The following is a 24,797-nucleotide window of genomic DNA, read 5'->3' on the forward strand; positions in this document are numbered from 1 at the left end:
TTCACATGACAGCTACAGACTTTGCAAAACCCGTAGAACAAATGTGAAGCAGGCTAAGTTTTAGCTGCCGATACACTTAGCATCGGCAGCGAAAGGGGTCAAGCGGGAAGATAGAAATCGAAGCGGTGGCTTTTGGTTTCCAGCATGGATTGTGCCGGTATACCCGCCAGCGGCGGCGCGTAGTCCGGTCGTTTCACCACGACGCGTTTTTTCGCCAGCGCGCGTGCGGGGGCCAGCAGGGCATCGGCGTCATCGTCTGCACCGACCAGCGACTGGAACACCCGCATCTCTTTTTTCACCAGCGCGCTTTTCTGTTTATGTGGGAACATCGGATCGAGATACACTACATCCGGCGGCGGCGTGATATCACGCAGCGCGGTCATACTTGACGCGTGCAGCAGCGTCAGCCGCTCCTGTAGCCACGAGCCAATGTCTGCATCCCGATAGCCACGCTGCAACCCGTCGTCCAACAGCGCCGCGACCACCGGATTGCGTTCCACCATACGTACCCGACAGCCGAGTGCCGCCAGCACAAAAGCATCACGTCCCAATCCTGCCGTGGCATCCACGACATCCGGTAGATAATCTTTTTTGATCCCCACGGCTTTAGCAACGGCTTCGCCGCGCCCGCCGCCAAAGCGACGACGGTGTGCCATCGGCCCAGCAACGAAATCGACGAAGATCGCGCCGAGTTTCGGTTCATCCAGCTTGCGCAATTCCAGACGTTCCGCCGTCAACACCAGCGCCATCACGGCATTAGGGTCGGAAATCAGCCCCCAGCGTTCAGCCAAAGAAGATAAGGCGCCATTGTCGGCGCCTTCTTCTGCAATTAAGCAGATGCTCATCCTTTGATGCCGTAATGCGCGAGCATGGCATCGAGCTGCGGTTCACGACCACGGAAGCGTTTGAACAGGTCCATTGGCGCTTCGGAACCGCCACGGGTCAGGATGTTGTCCAGGAATGACTGACCGGTTTCACGATTAAAGATCCCTTCTTCCTCAAAACGTGAGTAGGCATCGGCGGCCAGGACATCGGCCCACAGATAGCTGTAGTAGCCTGCGGCATAGCCGCCCGCAAAAATGTGGCTGAAGGCGTGTGGGAAACGTCCCCAGCTTGGGCTTGGCACCACGGCCACCTGCGCTTTGATTTCGGCCAGCGTTGGCAGAATTTGTGCGCCTTTTGCCGGGTCAAATTCGGCATGCAGACGGAAATCGAACAGGCCGAATTCCAACTGACGCAGAATGAACAGCGCGGCCTGATAGTTCTTCGCTGCCAGCATTTTATCCAGCAGTTCCTGCGGCAGGGGTTCACCGGTTTCGTGGTGGCCAGAGATAAAGGCCAGCGCTTCCGGTTCCCAGCACCAGTTTTCCATAAACTGACTCGGCAGTTCGACCGCGTCCCACGGCACGCCATTGATGCCCGCTACGCCGGCGGTATCGATTTGGGTCAGCATATGGTGCAGACCGTGACCGAATTCGTGGAACAGGGTAGTGACTTCATCGTGCGTGAACAGCGCCGGTTTGCCGTTGACCGGACGGTTGAAGTTACAGACCAGATAGGCGACGGGTTTTTGCAGTTCACCGTTACCTTTACGCAGTTTACCCGCGCAGTCGTCCATCCAGGCACCGCCGCGTTTGTGCTCGCGGGCGTATAGATCGAGGTAGAAGCTGCCGCGTAGTTCACCGCTTTCATCGAACAGATCGAAGAAACGCACTTCCGGGTGCCAGACATCCACATCTTTGCGCTCTTTGGCGGTGATGCCGTAGATGCGTTTAACCACTTCGAACAGGCCGTTCACCGCGCGATTTTCCGGGAAGTACGGACGAAGCTGTTCATCGCTGATGGAATACCGGTGCTGCTTTTGCTGCTCGCTGTAGTAGGTGATATCCCAGGCCTGCAACGCATCCACGCCATAGTGTTCTTTGGCGAAAGCGCGTAGCTGCGCAAGTTCCTCTTCAGCCTGTGGGCGGGCGCGTTTCGCCAGATCGGTCAGGAAGTCGAGCACCTGCTGCGGGTTTTCCGCCATTTTGGTCGCCAGCGATTTATGCGCATAGCTATCGAAGCCCAGCAGTTGTGCCAGCTCATGACGCAGTGCCAACTCTTCAGCCATCACATCACTGTTGTCCCATTTACCCGCGTTCGGCCCCTGATCGGAGGCACGGGTGGCGTAGGCGCGATACATTTCTTCGCGCAGCGCCTGATTGGTGCAGTAGGTCATTACCGGAAGATAGCTTGGAATATCGAGCGTCAGCAGCCAGCCGTCTTGCTCTTTGGCTTCCGCCTGCGCTTTGGCTGCCGCCAGTGCGCTTTCCGGCATGCCATCCAGCTCGGCGACATCGGTAATCAGTTTGCTCCAGCCCATGGTGGCATCCAGCACGTTGTTGCTGTACTGCGAGCCGAGTTCAGACAAGCGCGCGGAGATTTCGCCGTAGCGTTTCTGTTTTTCCGGCGACAGGCCGATGCCGGACAGTTCAAAATCGCGCAGCGCGTTATCCACGGATTTCTTCTGCGCTACGCTCAGTGCAGCGTAGTGTTCGCCGTCACGCAGGCTGCGATAAGCCTGATACAGACCAGCATGTTGGCCGACCCAGGTGCTGTGTTCAGACAGCAGCGGCAGACATTGTTCATAAGCGCCGCGCAGTTCCGGGCTGTTCTTCACTGCGTTCAGGTGGCTGATGGGAGAGAAGATGCGGCTAAGATGATCGTCGCTGTCTGCCAGCGGCTGGCACAGATTATCCCATGTAAATGGCCCCGCTTGCGCCACCACACGCTCTACCGTCGCGCGGCATTCATCCAGTGCGGATTTCACCGCGGGGACAATATCTTCCGTTTTGATGCTGGAGAACGGGGGCAGGGTAAATGAGGTCAGTAATGGATTGGTCATGGTGCCGTCCTGATAATTGTGGGTGATCTCGTTGCCGAACGATTCTTCCTCTTGCCGCTGCGGGCAATCCGTTGAAGAGAGACATGCGGCAAGGCGGATATCGACTGCGGATTACTTACTAAGATGGGGTCAAGCGCTGTGAAAATCAATGGCAGAGAGGAGGGGAGTTCGCTATCACGATCCCCCACTAGCTTCGAGTTATGGGAAGTGTACCGCTAATCGGCATCCGCTAACCTGTTGTATGCGCATCATAGCCCGCATAAAAAAACCGAACTGCATATGGGTTGCCTTGTTCAGTAAAGAACTCTGCGACCCTCTCCCGTTCCAGCCCGTAGCGGCGTGATAATAACCCAGCTTCGAAAGCAGCCTGCTGGCGGTCGCCTTTGGTTTCCGCCAGATGGTGGGCATAGCCACAGATATAGCCACGCCGATAATCGTAGCAGTAGGGATGGATGTCGTGGGTGGATTTTGGGCTGACGGATTTCAACCCGGCGAGGACACCCCGCTCAAAATGGTTTCCCATCGTAGTGCTCCGTGAATATTCGTTATATATTTTATAATATAACGCTTATTTATCACTCACCAGATCTGTTGAAAAATATTCCTGAATCCGCTCTGTGAGACCGGCTGATAAGGAGTTGCAGCATCATGCACCCGCAAGATGCTCCTCTGCCGATGGATATCGATCTCCGCGCACCCTATTTCAACGATGAACAGCGTAAGAAGACGCGTTTCTGAATGTGGTTCGCAGCATGAAGCGTTTGATGGGATATTTTCTGCCGCAGGCGGTTATACTGTCAGCTAATCAATGTTATTTATAAAAACCTCACCGGAAAGTAAGCATGCTAAGTTACCGCCACAGTTTCCATGCCGGCAATCACGCCGACGTGCTGAAACACACCGTTCAGAGCCTGATCATCACTGCCCTGAAAGAGAAAGAAAAACCTTTCCTGTATCTGGATACCCACGCGGGGGCGGGTCGCTATCAGCTCAGCGGCGAACACGCCGAACGCACCGGGGAGTATCTGGATGGCATCGCGAAAATCTGGCAGCGTGACGATATTCCGGCTGAACTCGAGCCTTATATGCAGGCGGTGCGTACCTATAACCACAACGGACAGTTGCGCTATTACCCCGGTTCTCCGCTGATTGCGCGCCAGCTACTGCGTGAGCAGGATAAGCTGCATCTGACCGAACTGCACCCCAGCGATTTCCCGCTGCTGCGTAATGAATTTCAGAAAGATGCACGCACCAAAGTGTTGCGTGACGATGGTTATCAGCAGTTGAAATCACAGTTACCGCCGCTGTCCCGCCGCGGCTTTATGCTGATCGACCCGCCGTATGAGTTGAAAACCGACTATCAGGCCGTGGTCAGAGGGATTCAGGAAGGGCACAAACGCTTTGCCACCGGCGTATTTGCGCTGTGGTATCCGGTGGTGCTGCGTCAGCACATTAAACGCATGCTGAAAGAGCTGGAAGCGACGGGCATTCGCAACATTTTGCAAATTGAACTGGCGGTGCTGCCGGACAGCGATCGCTACGGCATGACGGCGTCCGGCATGATTGTGATTAACCCGCCGTGGAAGCTGGCAGCGCAGATGAAGAGCGTGCTGCCGTGGTTGCATAGCGTGCTGGTGCCGGAAGGCACTGGCCATACGCTGGTGGAGCAAATCGTACCGGAGTAATACGCACAATTGCGGTAGGCGATGTGCTCGGTTTTTCCTATCGCAACCATAGGCATAACCTTTATTGGGCGTATGGCTCTGGCGTTACACTCTAGGCAAATTTTATTCACTTAAGCATGGATACACTGATGACCAAACACTATGACTATCTTGCTATTGGCGGCGGCAGCGGCGGTATCGCGTCTATTAACCGCGCGGCGATGTATGGACAAAAATGTGCGTTGATCGAGGCAAAATATCTGGGCGGCACCTGCGTCAACGTTGGCTGCGTGCCGAAGAAAGTGATGTGGCATGCCGCACAGATTGCCGAAGCGATCCATCAGTACGGGCCGGATTACGGGTTTGATACTACGGTGAACCAGTTTAACTGGGGCACGCTGGTGAAGAACCGTAGCGCCTACATCGATCGCATCCACCAGTCCTATGACAACGTTCTTGGCAAGAATAAGGTCGATGTTATCCACGGTTTTGCCCGCTTTATCGATGCGCACACGGTGGAAGTGAACGGTGAGAAAATCACGGCTGACCATATCCTGATTGCGACGGGTGGGCGTCCGGTTCACCCTGATATTCCCGGTGCAGAATACGGCATTGATTCCGATGGCTTCTTTGAGTTGGAAGCGTTGCCGAAGCGTACCGCAATTATAGGGGCTGGCTATATCGCAGTGGAAATTGCCGGGGTGTTGAACGGGCTGGGTTCTGAAACCCACCTGTTTGTGCGCAAACACGCGCCGCTGCGCAGCTTTGATCCGCTGATTGTCGATACGCTGGTAGAAGTGATGAACACCGAAGGGCCGACGCTGCATACCGAGTCGATCCCAAAAGCGATTGTGAAGAACGCGGATGGCAGCCTGACGCTGGAACTGGAAAATGGTCAGTCACACACCGTCGATTGCCTGATTTGGGCGATTGGTCGTGAACCGGCGACGGATAATCTGAATCTGAGCGTGACGGGCGTGGAGTTGAATGACAAAGGCTACATCAACGTCGATAAATTCCAGAACACCAACGTTCCCGGTATTTACGCCGTAGGTGATAACACCGGTGCCGTCGAGCTTACGCCGGTTGCCGTGGCTGCGGGGCGTCGTTTGTCTGAACGTCTGTTTAACAACAAGCCGGACGAGCATCTGGATTACAGCAACATCCCGACTGTCGTCTTCAGCCACCCGCCGATTGGCACGGTCGGGCTGACCGAGCCGCAGGCGCGTGAGCAGTACGGCGACGATCAGGTGAAAGTTTACAAATCTGCCTTTACCGCGATGTACACCGCCGTCACGCAGCACCGCCAGCCGTGCCGCATGAAGCTGGTCTGCGTGGGTAAAGAAGAAAAAATCGTCGGCATCCACGGTATCGGCTTTGGTATGGATGAGATGCTGCAAGGCTTCGCCGTCGCCGTCAAAATGGGCGCGACCAAGAAAGACTTCGACAACACCGTCGCCATTCATCCGACTGCCTCGGAAGAGTTTGTCACGATGCGGTAATGATGTAGAGAAGCATATCTGACTGCCTTTTGGGAAAACGAAAATAGGCTGGTTGAATAGTGAACTATTTAGCCAGCCTTTTTGTATGCGGGAAAGCACATGGCCTAGTTGATTTGTTCAAATAGTACTTGTCCAGTGTGCTAAGTCCTGATTTTGCGTCAATAAATAGATAACGTATTATTTTAAACACAGTTGGATTAAATGTTAATAAATATAACTCTAATGGTTTTGTTGGAATTTAATTCATTGGTAATTAAAAATTCCATCTCAAGAGAGTTATTTTTATTACTCATCGTTATTTACAAAAATAGGATGTTTTGTCATTTTCATTGTTACTGATGAAGAGAGCCATACGGCCGCTTGTCTTGAAGATAAAAATAATCTATAGCATGAATTGTTTCCCCATCGTTTGATTGTTGTAAATGTGATTTCATCCAAATCACAGGAACAACACAAGGAATGATTCTATGAGCTATAAAGAAAGTACAGCACTTAATGGTTTTTTCTATGGACTCGATATAAAAAAGTTACCTGAACAATTCCAGGAGTTAATTGATATTATGGGGTTGGAGGATGCTTATATCTTTTCAAAATTATTCGGTGGTCAGTGTAAATATATTCCGAAATCACCGAAATGTTTTTGTGTAGACATTAATGGGAGTTCTGTCGAAAGATTATGCCAGGAATTTGGTGGTTTAAGTATTGATGTCCCTCATGCTAAAAGTATTGACAGGCAGTTACGCAATCGTGAAATTATCAGTTTATTAGATAGAGGAAAATCTCGGACGGAAGTTGCTAAAATATACAATCTTGGCGTAAGACAAGTGGCTAATATCAAGAAAGCAGTATGTAAATAAAGGCTCCATGAATATCGTTGATAAATAAAAAGCATCCAACACAATTTGGATGCTTTTTATTTATCACTTATTGTTAAAGACTAATGGTCTTACCGAATTTGAAATCTCCGGATTTTTGTCCAAAATCACTTAATAGATAAGACGCTGAGGTTGTATGTTCTCCCATTGCGATCAGATAATAACCTGTTTCGGTATGGTAGAAAAATATACTTACGCTTTTTTGACTATTGCCAGAAGAGGCATGTAGCACGTAATGGTCGTCATAAGTGTAGCTGCCCGTCGCTTTTCCTTTTCCAAATGTAACGTCATTCATCGCTTGCTTCATATTGGCGTAGCGGTGCTTTTCAAGATAATTTTCTAATTCCTTTTCTGCCTCAAACTGATTGAAAGGGCCGCTTTGTACACCTTTATCGATGATATAAATGTCAGACATATTATTTCTCCAAAAGATAAAGTGAGGAAGGCAGGAACCTACCTGCCTTCCGATTGCTGGATCAGGAAACAACCCAGGTATTGTTTTGTTGCAGTGTAGCGACAACGTTGTAAATATTGGGTTCAAACACTAATTCAACGGCATCGCTGATTTGCTCGATATCCAGAATTTCACCTTCTTCATAGTTACCGAATACAATCCAGTAGGAAGGATGTGGAATAAACTCAATATGCAAATTGGGTTGTACGGCTTGGACAAACGTCCCTGAATTGCTCATTCCGATACCAACTGCGGCCTGTTTGAGTGGAACATTACCGCTTTCATCAATATAGAGTGAACCAGCTTGACCAGTGAATGATGTTGGGCCAAAGAAGTATCCTCCATTGTAATCCAATAAAATGGTATTGGCTGATTGAAGGTCGGCAGGAATTTCTTCACCACCTTCAAAAATAACGCCAGGTTTGACTTCTCCCGTATCTGACCAGACGAAAGAATAATCGATATTCCAGCGAAACGTTTCATGCACATTTGGATTAACAAATTTGCTGAACCATGCTAGCGAGAAAATATTTCTTGCCTTTTGATCTGGTGCTTTTTGGAAAATTGCCACATTACCTGAATTACTTGATTTGTTGATAAATTCAACGCTGTATTGGTTAGACATAATGTATTCCTATTTATTATGAACCCGGTATTAGGTTCGATTTCTATTATCCATATGCCTATGTTTAACATAACGGGGAAGTAAGTCCTGTTAATTATAGATTTGATTTTTTTCGATGCTAAGAAATTATTTATTTTAGTTAAAATAATTATGATGATTAGTCATTCCGTAAGATAAGAAATGATACGTAATCGTTATACCACAGGAATGACAGCAGGCAACGATCGATTTTGTGTTGCACAGTGACTCCAGACCAGCCTCAAACTGAGCGAACTCCGCCATCGGTGCAGGCTTTCTTTGAAGTACCAAAAGCAGGCTGCGTGACGTTGGGCGCTTCCCCTTTTGCCCAGATCACACAGGTTACCGCGTGTGGGAACGGGTAACGGCGCGTCAAGCGTTTACGCACGGGCGGTGGGAGAGTCTTCTGCCATCAAACGGCTACGGTGGACGGACTGAGCATCGTCCTAAAGGGCTAACACGGCACATTGTTCAAAGCGTTAACGTTTTTTCCTGAAACTCAAATTACTTAGGATATGAATATATTTATAGTGCTTTTTGTTCGGAGCTTTTAAGATCGACAAAATTTAACGCCCGTATATCCAATTTAAGATATCTTTATTATGCGTTTACGCTTTCGATTTGCACTGGGTGCTATAGCATTATTGATGCTTTCAGGGTGTAGTACATTATCGAATATGTCCATTGATGAATCGGATGCCGATGCGCTGCGGCTTGTCTGCAATCAAGATTTAACCGCAGAGGTTGATCGTCTGGCTGTTCCTTTCCTTAAACAAAAAGCGATACCGGGTCTGGTGGTCGGCGTGTTAACTGCTGATGGAACGATGCGCAGTTGGGGATATGGTTTTACGGATAATAGCGATCACCGCTATCCCATTACGGGAGATACCCTGTTTGCCGTTGGATCCGTGAGTAAAGGCTTTATGGCAGAAACGACGGGCATTCTGGTAAAGCGAGGCATATTGCGTTGGGAAAATACGCTTGAAGAACTCCTGCCCAGTCAGATTATCCTCAGCGATAGCGCAAAAAAGATTACGTTATTACAGTTGGTTACCCATACTTCGGGTTTACCCCGTCAGATGATGGATATGCAGATGCTGGGGCTGTTTGCCGAGTATCTATTCACTGGAAATAATTTCTATACTCTACTGGATGATGACAGAGTATTGGATTATTTGGCTGACTTTACGGTGCCGACCAATCCAACCCCGACGTATTCGAATCTTGGTTATGCCATTCTGGGGTATGTCTTACAACTGAAAACGGGGCAATCCATTGATCGGTTGATTAATGAAGCGATCATCGAGCCTCTAAAACTGGAAAATACCAGTTTTACCCCGCAAAAATTAACGCACTTTCCCTACCGAGCAATTGGCCACGCTGGCGATCAGCCCAAATTTATTATGCGCGGTAAGCCGATACCTGACTGGCATTTTTCTTCCAATATGGTAGGTGCCGCCAGTTTGTACACCAGTGCTAATGACCTGTTGAAGTTTGCCCGTGCGCATATTTATCCGACGGGATATGGCGCGCTGGATGAAGCGATAAACGATTCAATGAAGACGTATTACAACCGTACCAAACAGGCTGCCAATATTGCCTGGATCACCGATGAAATCGGCACACAACATATTACCTATCAGGTGGGATATATTGGCGGTTATTCAAGTTATATCGGGTTAGATCGGCAAAATCGTATTGCGGTGGTTGTTCTGCAAAACAGCTTCAATTGGGATAATAACCTTGGACATACACTTATCTCGCGTATTGGCCATGCAATGCATTATCAGGGTGAGTGTAAGATTTAAAAAATCAGCTTTCCACATCGCTCCTGACCTGCACGTCTCCAGCAACGCAGAAAGCATTGTGGCTGGAGCGTGAAGGGCGTTGTGCAAGCAAACGCTTAGCAATGATGATCTCTGCCTATTTCAAAACCTGCGGATTCACACAGTTTTCTTTTACCTGACCACTCAGGGCGGCAATCAGGTTATCGACGGCACAGGTGGCCATGTCGTAGCGGGTTTCATGTGTGGCAGAACCGATATGTGGTAGTGCTACCACGTTAGGTAAATCCAGCAATGGAGAATCGACGGGCAAGGGTTCCTTGACAAAAACATCCAGACCTGCGGCCTGAATTGTCCCTTTCACCAGCGCTTCAGTCAGCGCTTCTTCATCTACGACGGCACCACGACCGATATTAATCAAAATGGCGCTGGGCTTCATTTTTGCCAACTGCTCGCGGCCAATGAGATGGTGAGTTTCCGCGGTGAGCGGCAGAGTAATACAGAGGAAATCAGACTCGGCCAGTAGCGTATCGAGATCGCCGTGTCGGGCATTAAAGCGCTCTTCCGCTTCAGCATGATGACGGCGGGCGTTGTACAGTACCGGCATGCTGAAACCAAAGTGAGCACGTTGTGCCACCGCCATGCCGATGCGTCCCATTCCCAGAATACCGATAGTTTTATGGTGAACGTCTGTGCCAAACCAGTCGCTATCGACACCGCCTTTCCATTCGCCCGCTTTAACCCGCTCAGCCACTTCCACGACCCGACGCGCACTGGCGAGCATCAGTGCCAGCACCGTATCCGCCACGGTTTCCGTCAGCACCGTTGGGGTATGCATGAGAATAACCCCTTTCTCATTCAGGTCATCGACGTTAAAGGTATCGTAACCGACAGAAATAGTGGAGGCCGCGCGTAAACGTGGGGCGTGTTGCAGGAAGTCTTTATCGACTTTACCACCGGAACCGATGAGGCCTTCTGCTGTTGCCAGGGCTGGATGGTCGGGGGAGGGAAAGGCATCAAGTTCAGTAACGGTGAAGTGGTGATCCAAACGGGCACGCAGATCGTCAGCCACTTTTTTATACAGGATAACGCTAGGTTTCATCACAAACTCCAGCAGATTAAGGAAGTTAACGTCGAAATAGCTCACCGAATAATCGCGTAGCTGGCGGGAGACTGCAAGCGATACTGCCCCTGCTCCTGCCCAAGGTTAATCACGATTAATGGGTTTTTTGCACAATTGATGTGATGAACAGGGGCGTGGAAATCAACAATCGCTTATCGCGCGCATACAGGCGCGGCCACGACATGATCAGCGCTGTGAGATCGAGATCGCAGTAAGGGCGAATCATGACGCGCTTTTCTGATGACAGAAGCAGCCGATAACATGGTCGTTGACTAATCCGCCCGCCTGCATGAAGGCATAACAGATGGTAGAACCGATAAATTTGAAGCCGCGTTTCTTCAGGGCTTTTGACAGGGCTTCTGAAACGTCTGTTGTGGCGGGCACCTCTGCAAGCGAGGCGGGATGATTGAGACGCGGTTGATGCCCGACAAAAGACCAGATGAAGTGCGAAACGCTCTCCCCCTGAGCTTCCATCGCCACCCACGCTTTTGCATTGGTGATAATCGCCTCAATTTTCCCGCGATGGCGGATAATGCCGCTGTCTTGCATCAGCCGTTCCACGTCATCTTGCGTCATTTTCGCCACTTGCTCAGGATTGAATTGGTGGAAGCAACGACGATAGTGTTCACGTTTTTTCAGAACGGTGATCCAGGAAAGCCCCGCTTGCTGACCCTCCAGACAGAGTAACTCAAACAGTTTCTGGCCATCGGTGCAGGGTTTTCCCCACTCGTTATCGTGATAATCCTGATATAAGGTGTCTTGTGTCACCCAGTCGCAGCGTTGCATGTTTTTCTCCTGATTCGGTTGTGCCGTTGGTGTTTGAACGCACACACTATTTTTGGGTAATGCTGTTCACGGTAAGGCGGTCAGCCACAATGTGGTGTGATCATGGCACTTATAGTGCTGTATAGGCAACCAGTGTTTTGCGGGTGTGCTCGCAAATATGACATGTCGCTTGCGAATGAAGCGGAAAGTCGTCGTGGAATTGTGAATAATGTTTTTGCCAACAGCTCAAGACGATTCATTAGCGTAAGGCTGTTTAATCGATCATAAGAAAGTAGAGACAGGGGTACGCGGAATGGCAGTGGAGTGGATAGCAGCCTATCTGGCATTAGGCGCGGTGGTGGGGTTTATGGCGGGGCTATTGGGCATTGGCGGCGGCGGCATTATGGTGCCAGTGCTGACGGCGCTGTTTGCTGTACAGGGTGTAGATAATACTCATTTGGTACACCTGGCATTGGGAACGTCAATGGCGGCGATTGTCGTCACGGCAATTTCCAGTCTGCGCACGCATCATCAACATCAGGCGGTGCTTTGGCCGGTAGTCATTCGGATTACGCCTGCCATCTTGATCGGGACATTTGCGGCCACCTGGCTGGCGACGCTGTTGCCGACGCGGGCGTTGGCGATCTTTTTCTCCTGCTTTATGGCTTATGTTTCGCTGCAAATGGTGCTGAATATCAAGCCAAAACCGCAGCGTCAGTTGCCTGGTACGGCAGGCGTTTCGTTCGCAGGCTTGGTGATTGGCAGTATTTCGGCGCTGGTCGCTATCGGCGGCGGGTCACTTACGGTGCCATTCCTGACGTGGTGTAACGTGCGCATCCAGCAGGCGATTGGTACATCCGCAGCGGTTGGGCTACCGATCGCGTTGTCCGGCGCGCTGGGCTACATGATTAACGGCTGGTCTGCGACCGGACTACCTGACTACAGCGTCGGCTATGTTTCCTTGCCCGCTGTTCTCCTGATTTCTGCCGTTAGCTTTTTTACCGCGCCTGTCGGAGCACGTTTGGCGCACCGTCTGCCTGTCGCGACGTTGAAAAAAGCTTTTGCCGCGCTGCTGTTGCTGCTGAGCCTGAAGATGTTGCAAACCGTTTTTTCAAGCTGATCCTGAAATTTGAACGATGATGACGGGGATTTGCACTTGTTGCCGCATTCTGGCTGTATATCTTGCGGTCAGAGGGTATACTGGCGCATTCCTTATAAATCCACTTGTATCGTGCGCGAATCCAACATGCAAAAGTTTGATACCAAGACCTTCCAGGGCCTGATCCTGACATTACAGGATTATTGGGCTCGTCAGGGCTGCACCATTGTTCAACCATTGGACATGGAAGTCGGCGCAGGCACTTCACATCCTATGACCTGCCTTCGGGCGCTGGGGCCAGAACCCATGGCGGCTGCCTATGTGCAACCCTCTCGTCGCCCGACTGATGGACGCTACGGCGAAAACCCGAACCGCTTACAGCACTATTACCAGTTTCAGGTCGTCATTAAGCCATCGCCGGACAATATTCAGGAACTGTATCTCGGTTCTCTGAAAGAGCTGGGTATGGATCCGACCATTCACGATATCCGCTTCGTAGAAGATAACTGGGAAAACCCAACGCTGGGTGCCTGGGGTCTGGGCTGGGAAGTTTGGTTGAACGGTATGGAAGTGACGCAGTTTACCTACTTCCAGCAGGTGGGCGGTCTGGAGTGCAAACCCGTGACCGGCGAGATCACTTACGGTCTGGAACGTCTGGCAATGTATATTCAGGGTGTTGACAGCGTTTACGATCTGGTCTGGAGCGATGGCCCGTTAGGGAAAACGACCTACGGTGATGTATTCCATCAAAACGAAGTTGAGCAGTCGACCTACAACTTTGAACATGCTGATGTGGATTTCCTGTTCAGTTGTTTTGAGCAATACGAGAAAGAGGCGCAGCACCTGCTGGCGCTGGAAAAACCGCTGCCTTTACCGGCTTACGAACGCATTCTGAAAGCGGCGCACAGCTTTAACCTGCTGGACGCGCGTAAAGCGATCTCGGTTACCGAGCGCCAGCGCTACATTCTGCGTATTCGTACCCTGACCAAAGCGGTTGCGGAAGCCTATTATGCCTCGCGTGAGGCGCTGGGTTTCCCGATGTGTCATAAGAAAGAGAGCTAAGAGGCAGCCATGACTGACAAGACTTTTCTGGTGGAAATTGGCACGGAAGAGCTGCCGCCGAAGGCTCTCCGTAATCTGGCAGAATCCTTTGCCGCTAATTTCACGGCGGAGCTGGATGCCGCCAATCTGGCACACGGTGACGTAAGCTGGTTCGCCGCGCCGCGCCGTCTGGCGTTGAAAGTGGCGCGCTTGAGCGCTTCCCAGCCCGATCGTGAAGTAGAAAAACGGGGGCCGGCGATTGCGCAAGCATTTGATGCCGAAGGCAAGCCGACCAAGGCGGCAGAAGGCTGGGCGCGTGGCTGTGGCATCACCGTTGAGCAAGCCGAACGTTTGACGACCGACAAAGGCGAGTGGCTGCTGTATCGCGCTCACGCAAAAGGCGAGCAGGCGCAGGCGCTGCTGGCTGGCATGGTCAGCACCGCTTTATCAAAGCTGCCGATTCCAAAACTGATGCACTGGGGCGATAAAGACACGCAGTTTGTGCGTCCGGTACACACGGTGACAATGCTGCTGGGTGAAGAACTGATCCCCGGCCAGGTGTTGGGTATCGATTCCGCTCGTACGCTTCGCGGTCACCGCTTTATGGGTGAAGCGGAATTTACCATCGATACTGCCGAACAGTATCCGCAGATTCTGCTGGAACGCGGTAAAGTCGTTGCCGACTACGATGCGCGTAAAGCCAAAATCAAAGCGGATGCGGAAGAAGCTGCACGCAAGATTGGTGGCAATGCCGATCTGAGCGACAGCCTGCTGGAGGAAGTCACCTCACTGGTGGAATGGCCAGTGGTGCTGACCGCAAAATTTGAAGAAAAATTCCTCGCGGTGCCGTCTGAAGCGCTGGTTTACACCATGAAAGGTGACCAGAAGTATTTCCCTGTTTATGACAACAGCGGCAATCTGCTGCCACATTTCATTTTTGTTGCCAACATCGAATCCAAAGATCCCCAGCAGATTATTTCCGGTAACGAAAAAGTGGTGCGCCCGCGCTTAGCTGACGCTGAGTTCTTCTTCAATACTGACCGCAAGAAGCGGCTGGAAGATCACCTGCCGCGTCTGGAAACCGTTTTATTCCAGCAGCAGTTGGGTTCATTGCGCGACAAAACCGACCGCATTCAGGCGCTGGCTGGCTGGGTTGCTGGCCAGATTGGCGCAGATGTGAATCACGCGACGCGTGCGGGGCTGCTGTCTAAATGTGACCTGATGACCAACATGGTGTTCGAATTCACCGACACGCAGGGCGTGATGGGGATGCACTATGCGCGCCACGATGGTGAAGCGGAAGATGTTGCCGTTGCGCTGAATGAGCAGTATCAGCCGCGCTTTGCGGGTGATGAACTGCCATCTTCTGCGGTGGCCTGTGCGCTGGCGATTGCTGATAAGATGGATACGCTGGCGGGGATTTTTGGGATTGGCCAACATCCGAAAGGCGATAAAGACCCGTTTGCACTGCGTCGTGCTGCCCTCGGTGTACTGCGCATCATCGTCGAGAAACGCTTGCCGCTCGATTTGCAGACGCTGATCGAAGAAGCGGTGCGTTTATATGGCACCAAGCTGACCAACACCAACGCTGTGGATGACGTGATTGAGTTTATGCTCGGTCGTTTCCGCGCCTGGTATCAGGAAGAAGGCCATAGCGTGGATACCATTCAGGCGGTATTGGCGCGTCGCCCAACCCGTCCGGCGGATTTCGATGCCCGCGTGAAAGCGGTTAGCCACTTCCGTTCTTTGGATGCGGCAGCGGCACTGGCAGCGGCGAACAAGCGCGTTTCCAACATTCTGGCGAAGTCTACTGATACGCTGAATGAGAGCGTCAACGCTGCTGTATTGAAAGACGCGGCGGAAATTACGCTGGCAACGCACCTGGTCGTGCTGCGCGACAAACTGACGCCGCTGTTTGCTGAGGGTCGCTATCAGGAAGCGTTGGTTGAGCTGGCCTCATTACGTGAGCCGGTTGATGCGTTCTTCGATCAGGTGATGGTAATGGCAGAAGACGAGCAGGTGCGGGTGAACCGCCTGACGTTGCTAAGCCAACTGCGTGAATTGTTCTTGCAGGTTGCGGATATTTCCGTCCTGCAATAACGGCGATAGCGTCACCTTCCTCCCAGCCCCCGAATAGGTTCTCCTGTGCGGGGGTTATTTTTTCCGCGTTGCAAACGTCCCATCTTGCTGTCATGACTCGCATCGACAGCCTATTCGGTAGGTAAAATCCTGTGGTCGCCTTGGGGATCTCGATGCGTAAGCCATTGGTATTCGTTGTCGGACCTGGCCTTTTTCTGCACAGCCAGCCTGATTCGACTATGCTTATGTCGTAGAAAATCTTGTCATGGAAAATCCGTCGCTGACGTGTTTTTTCCGCATAAAGCACGGTTGGCAGGGCAGTGAGCATAACAGGAGTAGGGAATGAGAAGGCTGATGATGTACCGTTCACGCTGGCTGCTGCCAGTTCTGGTTATGTTGGCGGTATGGCAGCTTGCCGCTTGTGGTGACAGTGAAGCCGAGCAGCGGAAGGCATTCATTGCGTTCCTGCAAAGCGTCCAGTCGCAACAGGATGGGAAACTGCCGACTTTAACGGAAGAGCAAAAGAAGAGTTTTGGCAACTTTACCAACGATTATGCGATTTTATCCACTTTTTCTCAGCAGTTTAATCAGGCGGTGTCCGGTAGTTTGACACCGATGCTGGGGCAAATTTCCCGCATCCGCGTCCCTAACGACTATCTGACGCAACGTAATGACCTTCGGCAATCTATCGGCGCAATGAACCTGCTGAGCCAGCATGTACAGGCGGCAAAAGTGCAGGCAGACAATGCCCATCGCATGCTGAAGCAGCCTGAAGACGTGCAGATACCCTATGAGCGGTTGTATGCGCGCACGGTAATACAGCCGACCAATGCGCTATTGCCCGCGATCCCGAATGCAATTGCCTTCGCGCAGAGCCTGACTCAGATCGGTGATTTCCTTCAGGCTCAGGGCGATCAAGCGGTGTTTACTGGTGCCGCTGTGCAATTCCGTACGCCACAGCAGGTGGCGCAATATAACAACATGGTGGCGGCATTACCTGTTCAGCAGCAGAATTTAATGAATGCGCTCAGAGGAGTAAATGGGGTGAATTATCCCTGATGGCATCATGTTCCCTTGTGGGAGTGATTTAGTACGCTGAGTCGGCATTCTGCCTAAGGGGTGTTTGCTGAGGAAGAGGTGAAAATAAATTGTGATAGATATCACATAAATAAAACAAACCCGCCACATAAAAGTGTGACTTATATCACATATAAAGAGCTGTATTGGTCTGCCAGCCTCATGAGTTTTTCAATTTTCATGGTTTTTTGTGAAGGAAATCACCTATTTGTGTTGTTGGTGTAGGGTGTTTGTGTGATTTTTGTCACGTTTTCGCCGCGGAGTTGCGGTATGAAAACGGCATGTTAGAGTCCGCCCTGCATACAGTAATACTGACGGAAGCAATCGGTGTTTTGATAACCGATATGTTTATAACAGCCGCGGTTTCGGTAGCCGCCGATAACCCGGTAAAAATAAGACTGTCGGTCGTTGTTGCTAACCATCGCTGCGACTAACACATATTGCCACGCTGTCTCACGATAATTACCACGCGCTCTTATTGTCAGCGCGTTTCAATAGGGGTGTGTTTTTATGCTTTCACCAGATATTAAGATCAAAGTACAAAACTTTGGTCGCTTCCTCAGCAATATGGTCATGCCCAATATTGGTGCCTTTATCGCCTGGGGTATTATTACCGCGCTGTTTATCCCTACCGGTTGGATCCCTAATGAAACATTGGCGAAGCTCGTCGGGCCGATGATTACGTATTTGCTGCCATTGTTGATTGGCTATACCGGTGGACGTCTGGTATTTGGTGAGCGTGGCGGCGTAGTAGGTGCGATTACCACAATGGGTGTGATCGTCGGGACGGATATCCCGATGTTCCTCGGTGCCATGATCGTTGGTCCATTGGGCGGCTGGGCGATCAAGCGTTTTGACCGCATGGTCGACGGTAAAATCAAGAGCGGCTTTGAAATGCTGGTCAACAACTTCTCTGCCGGTATTATCGGTATGTTGTTGGCAATTCTGTCATTTTTGGCGATTGGCCCGCTGGTCGAACTCTTCTCTCAGGTGCTGGCTTCCGGCGTTAACCTGATGGTACAAAACAACCTGCTGCCATTTACCTCCATCTTTGTTGAACCGGCGAAAATCCTGTTCCTGAACAACGCCATTAACCACGGTATCTTCTCACCACTGGGTATTCAGCAGGCGACGGAAACCGGCAAATCTATTTTCTTCCTGATCGAAGCGAACCCAGGCCCGGGTATGGGCGTACTGATGGCGTATATGTTCTTTGGTCGTGGTAACGCCAAAGAGTCAGCGCCGGGCGCGGCGATAATTCACTTCCTCGGCGGGATCCACGAAATCTATTTCCCTTACGTGTTGATGAATCCGCGCCTGATTATCGCGGTGATTCTGGGGGGGATGACCGGCGTGTTTACGCTGAGCGTGCTTGGTGGGGGGTTGGTTTCTCCTGCGTCTCCCGGCTCCATCCTTGCGGTGTTGGCGATGACGCCAAAAGGCGCTTACTTCGCTAACCTCGCGGCTATTGGCGCGGCTTTCGCCGTGTCCTTCATTGTGTCGGCAATTCTGCTGAAAAGCACCAAGCAAAAAGAAGAAGACCTGAGCGATGCCACGCGCCGCATGCAGGAAATGAAAGCCTCTTCTAAAGGAGCCGCAACACACAGTGGGGTGAGCGGCGACATGAGCACCGTGCGCAAAATCATCGTAGCCTGTGATGCGGGTATGGGGTCCAGCGCAATGGGCGCTGGGGTGCTGCGTAAGAAAGTGCAGGATGCCGGGCTGACGAATGTTTCGGTGACCAACAGTGCGATCAACAGTCTGCCGGATGATGTCGATCTGGTGATTACGCACCGCGATCTGACGGAACGTGCCATGCGCCACGCGCCGCAGGCGCAGCATATTTCTCTGACCAACTTCCTGGATAGCGGCTTGTATAGCGATCTGGTGGCTCGTCTTGCGGCAGCACAGGGTGCAGCGAAGCCTGAACCTGTCGCGACACCCGAGCCTGTGGTCGCTGACACGCAGACGAATCTGTTCCAACTTGGCGCTGGCAATGTGTTTCTGAATCAACATGCGACAGAAAAAGAGCAGGCAATCCGTTTCGCTGGTGAGCAACTGGTAAAAGGCGGCTATGTTGAGCCGGAGTATGTTGCGGCGATGCTGGAACGCGAAAAGCTGACTTCCACCTATCTGGGCGAATCGATTGCCGTACCGCACGGTACGATTGAAGCGAAAGACCGCGTGCTGAAAACGGGCGTGGTGTTCTGCCAATACCCCGAAGGCGTGCGCTTTGGCGATGACGACGATGAGGTGGCGCGTTTGGTGATCGGTATCGCGGCGCGTAATAACGAACATATCCAAGTCATCACTAGCCTGACGAATGCGCTGGATGATGATGCCGTTATTGAACGTCTGGCGCACACTCAGGATGTTCAGGAAGTTCTCGACTTACTCTCCGGTAAAAAGAGTGCCTGATTGATTGCATTTGTGCCGCCTTCGGGCGGCCTCTTTTTATGTTTTATTAAGGTTATGTCTCATGAAAGCATTACATTTTGGCGCAGGTAATATTGGTCGCGGATTTATTGGTAAATTATTGGCGGATGCCAACGTCGAATTAACATTTGCAGACGTCAGTCAGCCAGTGTTGGATGCCTTGAACAGTCGTAAGCATTACATAGTACGGATTGTTGGTGATAGCACCCAAATTGATACCGTCAGTAATGTGAGCGCCGTTCACAGCGGTAGTCAGGATGCGGTGGCGCTGATTGCCGTGGCTGATTTGGTGACAACCGCAGTGGGGCCGCAAATTCTGGAAAAAATCGCCGGCGCTATCGCTCAGGGGCTGGTTAAACGTCATGAAGATGGCAATATCCGGCCATTGAACATTATTGCCTGTGAAAATATGGTGCGTGGCACCAGCCAGTTAAAACAGCATGTGCTGAAACTGCTGCCAGAAGGCCATCAGGAGTGGGTCGTCGAGCATGTAGGGTTCGTGGATTCTGCCGTGGATCGCATTGTTCCACCTTCTGAAGCGGGCAGCGATGATGTGCTGGCAGTGACGGTAGAAACCTTCAGTGAATGGATTGTCGATAAAAATCAGTTCTGCGGCGAGCCGCCAGCGATTCCCGGTATGGAGTTGACCGATAACCTGATGGCGTTTGTCGAGCGTAAGCTCTTCACGCTTAACACCGGTCATGCGATTACGGCTTATCTCGGGCAGCAGGCACGTCATCAAACAATTCGCGAGGCGATTCTTGACCCACAAGTCAGAGCCGTGGTCAAAGGTGCCATGGAAGAGAGCGGTGCGGTTCTCATCAAGCGCTACGGTTTTGATGCGGATAAGCACGCGGCTTATATCAACAAGATTCTCAGCCGCTTTGAAAATCCTCATCTGCATGATGATGTGGAACGCGTTGGCCGTCAGCCGCTGCGTAAGCTGAGTGCGGGCGACCGCCTGATCAAGCCGCTGCTTGGCACGCTGGAGTACCATTTGCCGCATGACAACCTGATTATCGGTATTGCGGCTGCGATGCATTATCGTAGCGAACAGGATCCACAGGCGTTGGAGCTGGCTGAGCTAATTCGTACGCGTGGGCCGCAGGCGGCGCTGGTACAAATTTCTGGTCTGGATGCGAACAGCGAGGTTGTCGCGCAAGCAGTGAATGTGTATAACGCCATGCAATAATCGGCGCGTCTCGTCACCAGGCAGGTGTGGTCTTTTTGACACGGTATAATTTATACAGGCGACGTCGGAGAGGGAATCGCCATACCTGTCGGTAAGCATACTACCGTGATAGCTATGCTGTGTGCGGGTTTAAAGGGTCGAGAAGTGACGATGGAAGAAACACAGGCGTTTGAAAACCGGGTTCTGGAAGCGTTGAACTCAGGGAAGACCGTGCGTGATTTTATGCTCCGTGCCGTTGATCTGCTGGCTGAAGCCGTCAGTATTTTGATGTTGCAGGTGTTCCGTAAAGACGACTATGCGGTGAAATATGCCGTCGAACCCCTGATGACAGGAACCGGTCCTCTGGGCGACCTTTCCGTGCGGCTGAAGCTGATTTATGGCCTGGGGATGATCAGCCGCAAAGAATATGAAGATGCGGAGCTGTTAATGGCGTTGGGCGAAGAGCTGACGCATGACGATCGAGATTATCGTTTTACCGATGACGAGATTCTGGGGCCTATCGGCGAGCTGCACTGCGTTGCGGCACTGCCCGCAGAACCCGCTTTGCCGCCGGGAGCCGACGCTGCAGACCCGCTTCTGGTGAACATGCATCAGCAGCGTTATCAGCAGATGGTGCGTTCCACGCTGGTATTATCCCTGACCACCCTGATCGCGAAAATCAGTCTGAAAAAGGCGTTTTAATCCCATTCTGCCGCATCACGCCACTGCGTCAATCCGGCGTTTCGGGTATGCTGTGCTTCGCATTATTCTCCCGTTATACAGGTTATCTTTTATGAAAGAGCAGGAAAAAGCAGAGATCAAACGCCTTAGCGACCAATTGGATAAGTTGACGCATAAGCAAACCACGCTACTGGCACAAGGCGATGCTGAAGCCATCGCACTGAATCTGGAGGCTTGTGAGAAGCTAACGGCTGAAATTGAGCGCCTGCGTAACGTGAGAGAACAGAAACTCAGCAAAGAAGCGCAGAAACTGGCGAAGTTGCCTTTCAACCGTGCGATTACCAAAAAAGAGCAGGCTGATATGGGCACGTTGAAGAAAAGCGTGCGCGGTTTAGTCGTGGTGCACCCGATGACGGCAATGGGGCGTGAGATGGGCTTAAAAGAGATGACAGGCTACGCGCCGAAACCGTTCTGAGGTTTGTTCTCGGTGCTGGCAGATGTTGGTGATGGATTCGTGATGAAGCCCCTGTTTAACAGGGGCTTTGTCGTTACCGGGGGGCGCTCTTTTTGAGATTAGCGCGGTGCATGCAGACGATGCGTTTGGTGGGTAAAAGCGATACCGGCTGGCGTCTCATCGTGCTGCGTGTTTGCCAGACGGAACACGGACACTGCCTGTTTCAGCAGTTTCGCTTGCTCTTCCAGCGAGTCGGCTGCGGCAGAGGATTGTTCAACCAGCGCGGCGTTTTGCTGAGTGGTGCTGTCCATCTCAACGATCGCCTGGCTAACCTGGCTAATTCCCCGGCTTTGCTCATCCGATGCGGTGGCAATTTCTCCCATTATGTCATGCACCTGCGTGATAGAGGTGACGATATCATTCATTGTTTTGCCCGCATTACCGACCAGCGTTGCACCGTGTGATACCTGATTCACCGATTCAGAGATCAGGCCTTCAATTTCTTTCGCGGCTTGCGAACTGCGCTGCGCCAGATTACGAACCTCGCTGGCGACCACGGCGAAACCACGACCTTGTTCACCCGCGCGGGCGGCTTCTACCGCTGCATTCAATGCCAGAATGTTAGTCTGGAAGGCAATGCTATTGATGACAGACGTGATCTCCGCGATACGTTTAGAGCTGTTTTCAATCGCGGTCATGGTTTGCACCACGTTATTCACCTGTTCACCACCCTGTTTTGCGGTTTGGGAGGCGCTGATAGCCAGTTTGTTGGCATGATGCGCGTTATCTGCGTTTTGTTTCACCGTTGCAGTGAGCTGCTCCATGCTAGCGGCCGTTTGTTCAACGGCGGCAGCCTGTTGCTCGGTTCGTGACGACAAATCGGTATTACCTGCGACGATCTCGCCGGAGGCGTTAGAAATCTGGCTGACGCCGACGCGAATGTCATCGATCATGGTGTGCAGGTTGTCATTCATTTTCGACATCGCACTCATCAACTGACCCAGTTCATCCTTACGCGTTGTGTTGATAGACATGGTGAGATCGCCCGTGGCGATTTTTTCAGCCATGTCCAATGTGTTGCCGAGCGGTGTGGTGATCTGACGTGAAATGAACCAGGAGATCAGCAGGCCAAGTAGCAGCGTAATCAATGCTGCGATGCCCATTTGCAGCGTGGCATTGCGAATGCTGTCCTGCGAGGCGACCAGTTGATTGCTAAGCAAAGATTTAGCGACATCGTTCAACTGTTCAGCGACAACCTGCATTTGTTGTGCCTGCGCCATTTCTTCCTGATAGGCTGGCATATACGACAGAATCTGTTCTTCATAGTTATTCATGATCGTCAGAACAGGGGTCAGCGTTTCACGTTGCTCGGCAGACAGGCTTTGATACAGGAAGGTCAGTGATGTTTGTGCCGCGTTGATCGCATCCGTCAGCTTTTCTTCGGATTCTTTATTGGTAGCAAGTAATAAGCCACGAAGGTGGTAGCGAACGGTAATCAGTTTCTGGTTCAGGTCGGCAAGTAATAACTGAAGGTTAGTGCTGTTGTTGTCTATCTTTAATTGATCGTTAAGCTGTTGTAGTGGTGTTTCTGTTGTTGAAATATTCCAGTGCTTTCTGACGGCATCCTTTTTTTCCACTGCACTAATGTAATTATTTTGTTTTTCCTGATAGCTGGTAATTAATGTGGGGATACTGGCTATTTTCTTGGCATCGTTTTCTGGCCAGTTAAATTCTTTTGCCTTTTCCGCGAGTTTACTGACATTAGCAATGTGTTCAATATTGTTTTTTATATCATCAGGATTATAGGTGGCGCCGTATAATGCGCGGTAATATTTAGCCTGATTAATTTCGTCATTAATATTGTTGCTTAAATTAACTTTATCAATGCTGTCTTTCAGCGAGCTAATATGCATAATGCCCGCGCCGGCAATCACCATGGTCATCAGCAGAATCAGGAAAAAGCCTAATCCTAATTTTTTACCGACTTTTAGATTGTCAAAATTCATAGCCATCACATCCCACCACTATATCGTATTGAGCCAAATTCACTATCCCGATGCACGCTTGATTAGCGGTGTTAGCATCCCGGATTACCGCTTGCCAAGCAAAACCTCATGACAAAAACCCGCAGTAGATATCGGCACTTTACTCTGAAACTTTACGCGTTGCCTTAAGGTGGGAAAGGGGAACAGAAAAGAGAGAGGAGATAATAAAAAACTGGAATGACAGGCTGCCATTCCAGTTTATATTCAAACACAAAGAGACCTGATGGTTTCAGGCATCCAGTCGTTTTATTTTTTCGCGCTAGCGAAACGAGCGGCGGCTTCGTCCCAGTTCACCACGTTCCAGAAGGCTTTCGCGTAATCCGGGCGACGGTTCTGGTATTTCAGGTAGTAGGCGTGTTCCCATACGTCCAGACCAACGATAGGGTAGCCAGACGCGCCAGAGATAGCTTCACCCATCAGCGGGCTGTCCTGGTTTGCCGTAGACACGACAGCCAGTTTGCCGTCGTCCTTCAGAACCAGCCACGCCCAGCCAGAACCGAAACGGGTTGCTGCTGCTTGCTCAAATTTTTCTTTAAACGCATCAACGCTGCCGAAATCGCGTTCGATGGCGGCTTTCAGATCGCCACCCAGCGTTGTGCCGACTTTCAGGCCTTTCCAGAACAGGCTGTGGTTAGCGTGGCCACCGGCGTTGTTACGCAGTGCAGCTTTTTTCTCCGCAGGGACTTTGTCCAGTTGCGCAATCAGCTCTTCAACAGACAATTTAGCCAGTTCAGGCAGAGATTCCAGCGCGGCATTAGCATTATTGACGTAAGCTTGATGGTGTTTGGAATGGTGAATTTCCATCGTTTCTTTGTCGAAATGCGGTTCCAGTGCGTCATAAGCGTAAGGCAGCGATGGCAGTGAATAACTCATTTTAGCATCTCCATGGTAAAAAGAATGTTACGGCACTGTGCTGTTAGTACCGCGTAAGCAATACGTTCATTATAGTTAATTAAATGATATTGAAAATGATTATTCTCGGCCTGATGTCGTGAAACAGATTGCTTTACTTCATGATAA

At 51.1% G+C, this 24,797-nt stretch carries 21 protein-coding genes; 12 read left to right on the forward strand and 9 right to left on the reverse strand.

What is annotated here, in order from left to right; genetic code table 11:
- Window positions 1-98 precede the first annotated feature (98 nt).
- From rsmJ to OI69_RS10520, 3 genes are all read right to left on the reverse strand, one after another.
- Window positions 99-845 (reverse strand): 16S rRNA (guanine(1516)-N(2))-methyltransferase RsmJ, encoded by a 747-nt coding sequence (gene rsmJ / locus OI69_RS10510; protein WP_039349813.1) that lies wholly within the window; start codon window positions 843-845, stop codon window positions 99-101.
- Window positions 842-2,884: an oligopeptidase A gene (gene prlC / locus OI69_RS10515; RefSeq protein ID WP_039349815.1), complete on the reverse strand. Its 2,043-nt coding sequence runs from the start codon at window positions 2,882-2,884 to the stop codon at window positions 842-844. Before prlC ends, rsmJ begins: the two co-directional genes overlap by 4 nt.
- A 229-nt stretch (window positions 2,885-3,113) precedes the next feature.
- On the reverse strand, window positions 3,114-3,407 hold the full coding sequence (locus OI69_RS10520; RefSeq protein WP_039349816.1) for a DUF2623 family protein: 294 nt from the start codon (window positions 3,405-3,407) through the stop codon (window positions 3,114-3,116).
- 319 nt (window positions 3,408-3,726) lie between these two features.
- Here OI69_RS10520 and OI69_RS10525 point away from each other — a divergent pair, with 319 nt between their 5' ends.
- The 3 genes from OI69_RS10525 to OI69_RS10535 all read left to right on the forward strand — a co-directional run bounded on the left by OI69_RS10525 (window position 3,727) and on the right by OI69_RS10535 (window position 6,907).
- Window positions 3,727-4,569: a 23S rRNA (adenine(2030)-N(6))-methyltransferase RlmJ gene (locus OI69_RS10525; RefSeq protein ID WP_039349818.1), complete on the forward strand. Its 843-nt coding sequence runs from the start codon at window positions 3,727-3,729 to the stop codon at window positions 4,567-4,569.
- Between the two features lie 128 nt (window positions 4,570-4,697).
- Window positions 4,698-6,050, forward strand: coding sequence for a glutathione-disulfide reductase (gene gorA / locus OI69_RS10530; protein WP_039349821.1), 1,353 nt, complete (start codon window positions 4,698-4,700; stop codon window positions 6,048-6,050).
- 467 nt (window positions 6,051-6,517) lie between these two features.
- On the forward strand, window positions 6,518-6,907 hold the full coding sequence (locus OI69_RS10535) for a Mor transcription activator family protein (protein WP_039349822.1): 390 nt from the start codon (window positions 6,518-6,520) through the stop codon (window positions 6,905-6,907).
- A 73-nt stretch (window positions 6,908-6,980) separates the two neighbouring features.
- Here OI69_RS10535 and OI69_RS10540 read toward each other — a convergent pair whose 3' ends face one another.
- On the reverse strand, window positions 6,981-7,340 hold the full coding sequence (locus OI69_RS10540; RefSeq protein WP_039349824.1) for a hypothetical protein: 360 nt from the start codon (window positions 7,338-7,340) through the stop codon (window positions 6,981-6,983).
- Window positions 7,341-7,401: 61 nt separating this feature from the next.
- Window positions 7,402-8,004: a hypothetical protein gene (locus OI69_RS10545; RefSeq protein ID WP_039349826.1), complete on the reverse strand. Its 603-nt coding sequence runs from the start codon at window positions 8,002-8,004 to the stop codon at window positions 7,402-7,404.
- Between the two features lie 620 nt (window positions 8,005-8,624).
- Here OI69_RS10545 and OI69_RS10550 point away from each other — a divergent pair.
- On the forward strand, window positions 8,625-9,830 hold the full coding sequence (locus tag OI69_RS10550) for a serine hydrolase domain-containing protein (protein ID WP_039349828.1): 1,206 nt from the start codon (window positions 8,625-8,627) through the stop codon (window positions 9,828-9,830).
- 115 nt (window positions 9,831-9,945) lie between these two features.
- Here the strand turns inward: OI69_RS10550 and ghrB are convergent, their stop codons facing one another.
- The gene (ghrB, locus tag OI69_RS10555; RefSeq protein WP_039349831.1) at window positions 9,946-10,908 is read right to left on the reverse strand and encodes a glyoxylate/hydroxypyruvate reductase GhrB; all 963 of its coding nucleotides are present in this window, start codon (window positions 10,906-10,908) and stop codon (window positions 9,946-9,948) included.
- 243 nt (window positions 10,909-11,151) lie between these two features.
- Window positions 11,152-11,715, reverse strand: coding sequence for a DNA-3-methyladenine glycosylase I (locus OI69_RS10560; RefSeq protein ID WP_039349834.1), 564 nt, complete (start codon window positions 11,713-11,715; stop codon window positions 11,152-11,154).
- A gap of 292 nt (window positions 11,716-12,007) precedes the next feature.
- Here OI69_RS10560 and OI69_RS10565 point away from each other — a divergent pair, with 292 nt between their 5' ends.
- From OI69_RS10565 to OI69_RS10600, 8 genes are all read left to right on the forward strand, one after another.
- On the forward strand, window positions 12,008-12,814 hold the full coding sequence (locus OI69_RS10565; protein ID WP_039349836.1) for a sulfite exporter TauE/SafE family protein: 807 nt from the start codon (window positions 12,008-12,010) through the stop codon (window positions 12,812-12,814).
- Window positions 12,815-12,940: 126 nt separating this feature from the next.
- The gene (glyQ, locus tag OI69_RS10570; RefSeq protein WP_039349839.1) at window positions 12,941-13,855 is read left to right on the forward strand and encodes a glycine--tRNA ligase subunit alpha; all 915 of its coding nucleotides are present in this window, start codon (window positions 12,941-12,943) and stop codon (window positions 13,853-13,855) included.
- A gap of 9 nt (window positions 13,856-13,864) precedes the next feature.
- Entirely contained in the window at window positions 13,865-15,934 is a 2,070-nt protein-coding gene (glyS, locus tag OI69_RS10575) for a glycine--tRNA ligase subunit beta (protein ID WP_039349843.1), read from the forward strand.
- Between the two features lie 321 nt (window positions 15,935-16,255).
- Complete coding sequence (locus OI69_RS10580) at window positions 16,256-16,972, forward strand: DUF3053 domain-containing protein (RefSeq protein ID WP_039349845.1); 717 nt, start codon at window positions 16,256-16,258, stop codon at window positions 16,970-16,972.
- 528 nt (window positions 16,973-17,500) lie between these two features.
- A complete protein-coding gene (locus OI69_RS10585; protein ID WP_039349847.1) occupies window positions 17,501-19,408 on the forward strand; it encodes a PTS mannitol transporter subunit IICBA in 1,908 nt (635 codons plus the stop codon).
- Window positions 19,409-19,469: 61 nt separating this feature from the next.
- Complete coding sequence (locus OI69_RS10590) at window positions 19,470-20,618, forward strand: mannitol-1-phosphate 5-dehydrogenase (protein ID WP_039349850.1); 1,149 nt, start codon at window positions 19,470-19,472, stop codon at window positions 20,616-20,618.
- A 114-nt stretch (window positions 20,619-20,732) separates the two neighbouring features.
- On the forward strand, window positions 20,733-21,299 hold the full coding sequence (locus OI69_RS10595) for an MltR family transcriptional regulator (RefSeq protein WP_154715545.1): 567 nt from the start codon (window positions 20,733-20,735) through the stop codon (window positions 21,297-21,299).
- Between the two features lie 91 nt (window positions 21,300-21,390).
- Window positions 21,391-21,753, forward strand: coding sequence for a YibL family ribosome-associated protein (locus OI69_RS10600; protein WP_039349853.1), 363 nt, complete (start codon window positions 21,391-21,393; stop codon window positions 21,751-21,753).
- 98 nt (window positions 21,754-21,851) lie between these two features.
- Here OI69_RS10600 and OI69_RS10605 read toward each other — a convergent pair whose 3' ends face one another.
- Window positions 21,852-23,744: a methyl-accepting chemotaxis protein gene (locus OI69_RS10605; RefSeq protein WP_039349854.1), complete on the reverse strand. Its 1,893-nt coding sequence runs from the start codon at window positions 23,742-23,744 to the stop codon at window positions 21,852-21,854.
- Between the two features lie 279 nt (window positions 23,745-24,023).
- On the reverse strand, window positions 24,024-24,650 hold the full coding sequence (gene sodA, locus OI69_RS10610; protein ID WP_039349855.1) for a superoxide dismutase [Mn]: 627 nt from the start codon (window positions 24,648-24,650) through the stop codon (window positions 24,024-24,026).
- Window positions 24,651-24,797: the final 147 nt, after the last annotated feature.

This window comes from Pectobacterium fontis, from assembly GCF_000803215.1.
Taxonomy (GTDB): domain Bacteria; phylum Pseudomonadota; class Gammaproteobacteria; order Enterobacterales; family Enterobacteriaceae; genus Pectobacterium; species Pectobacterium fontis.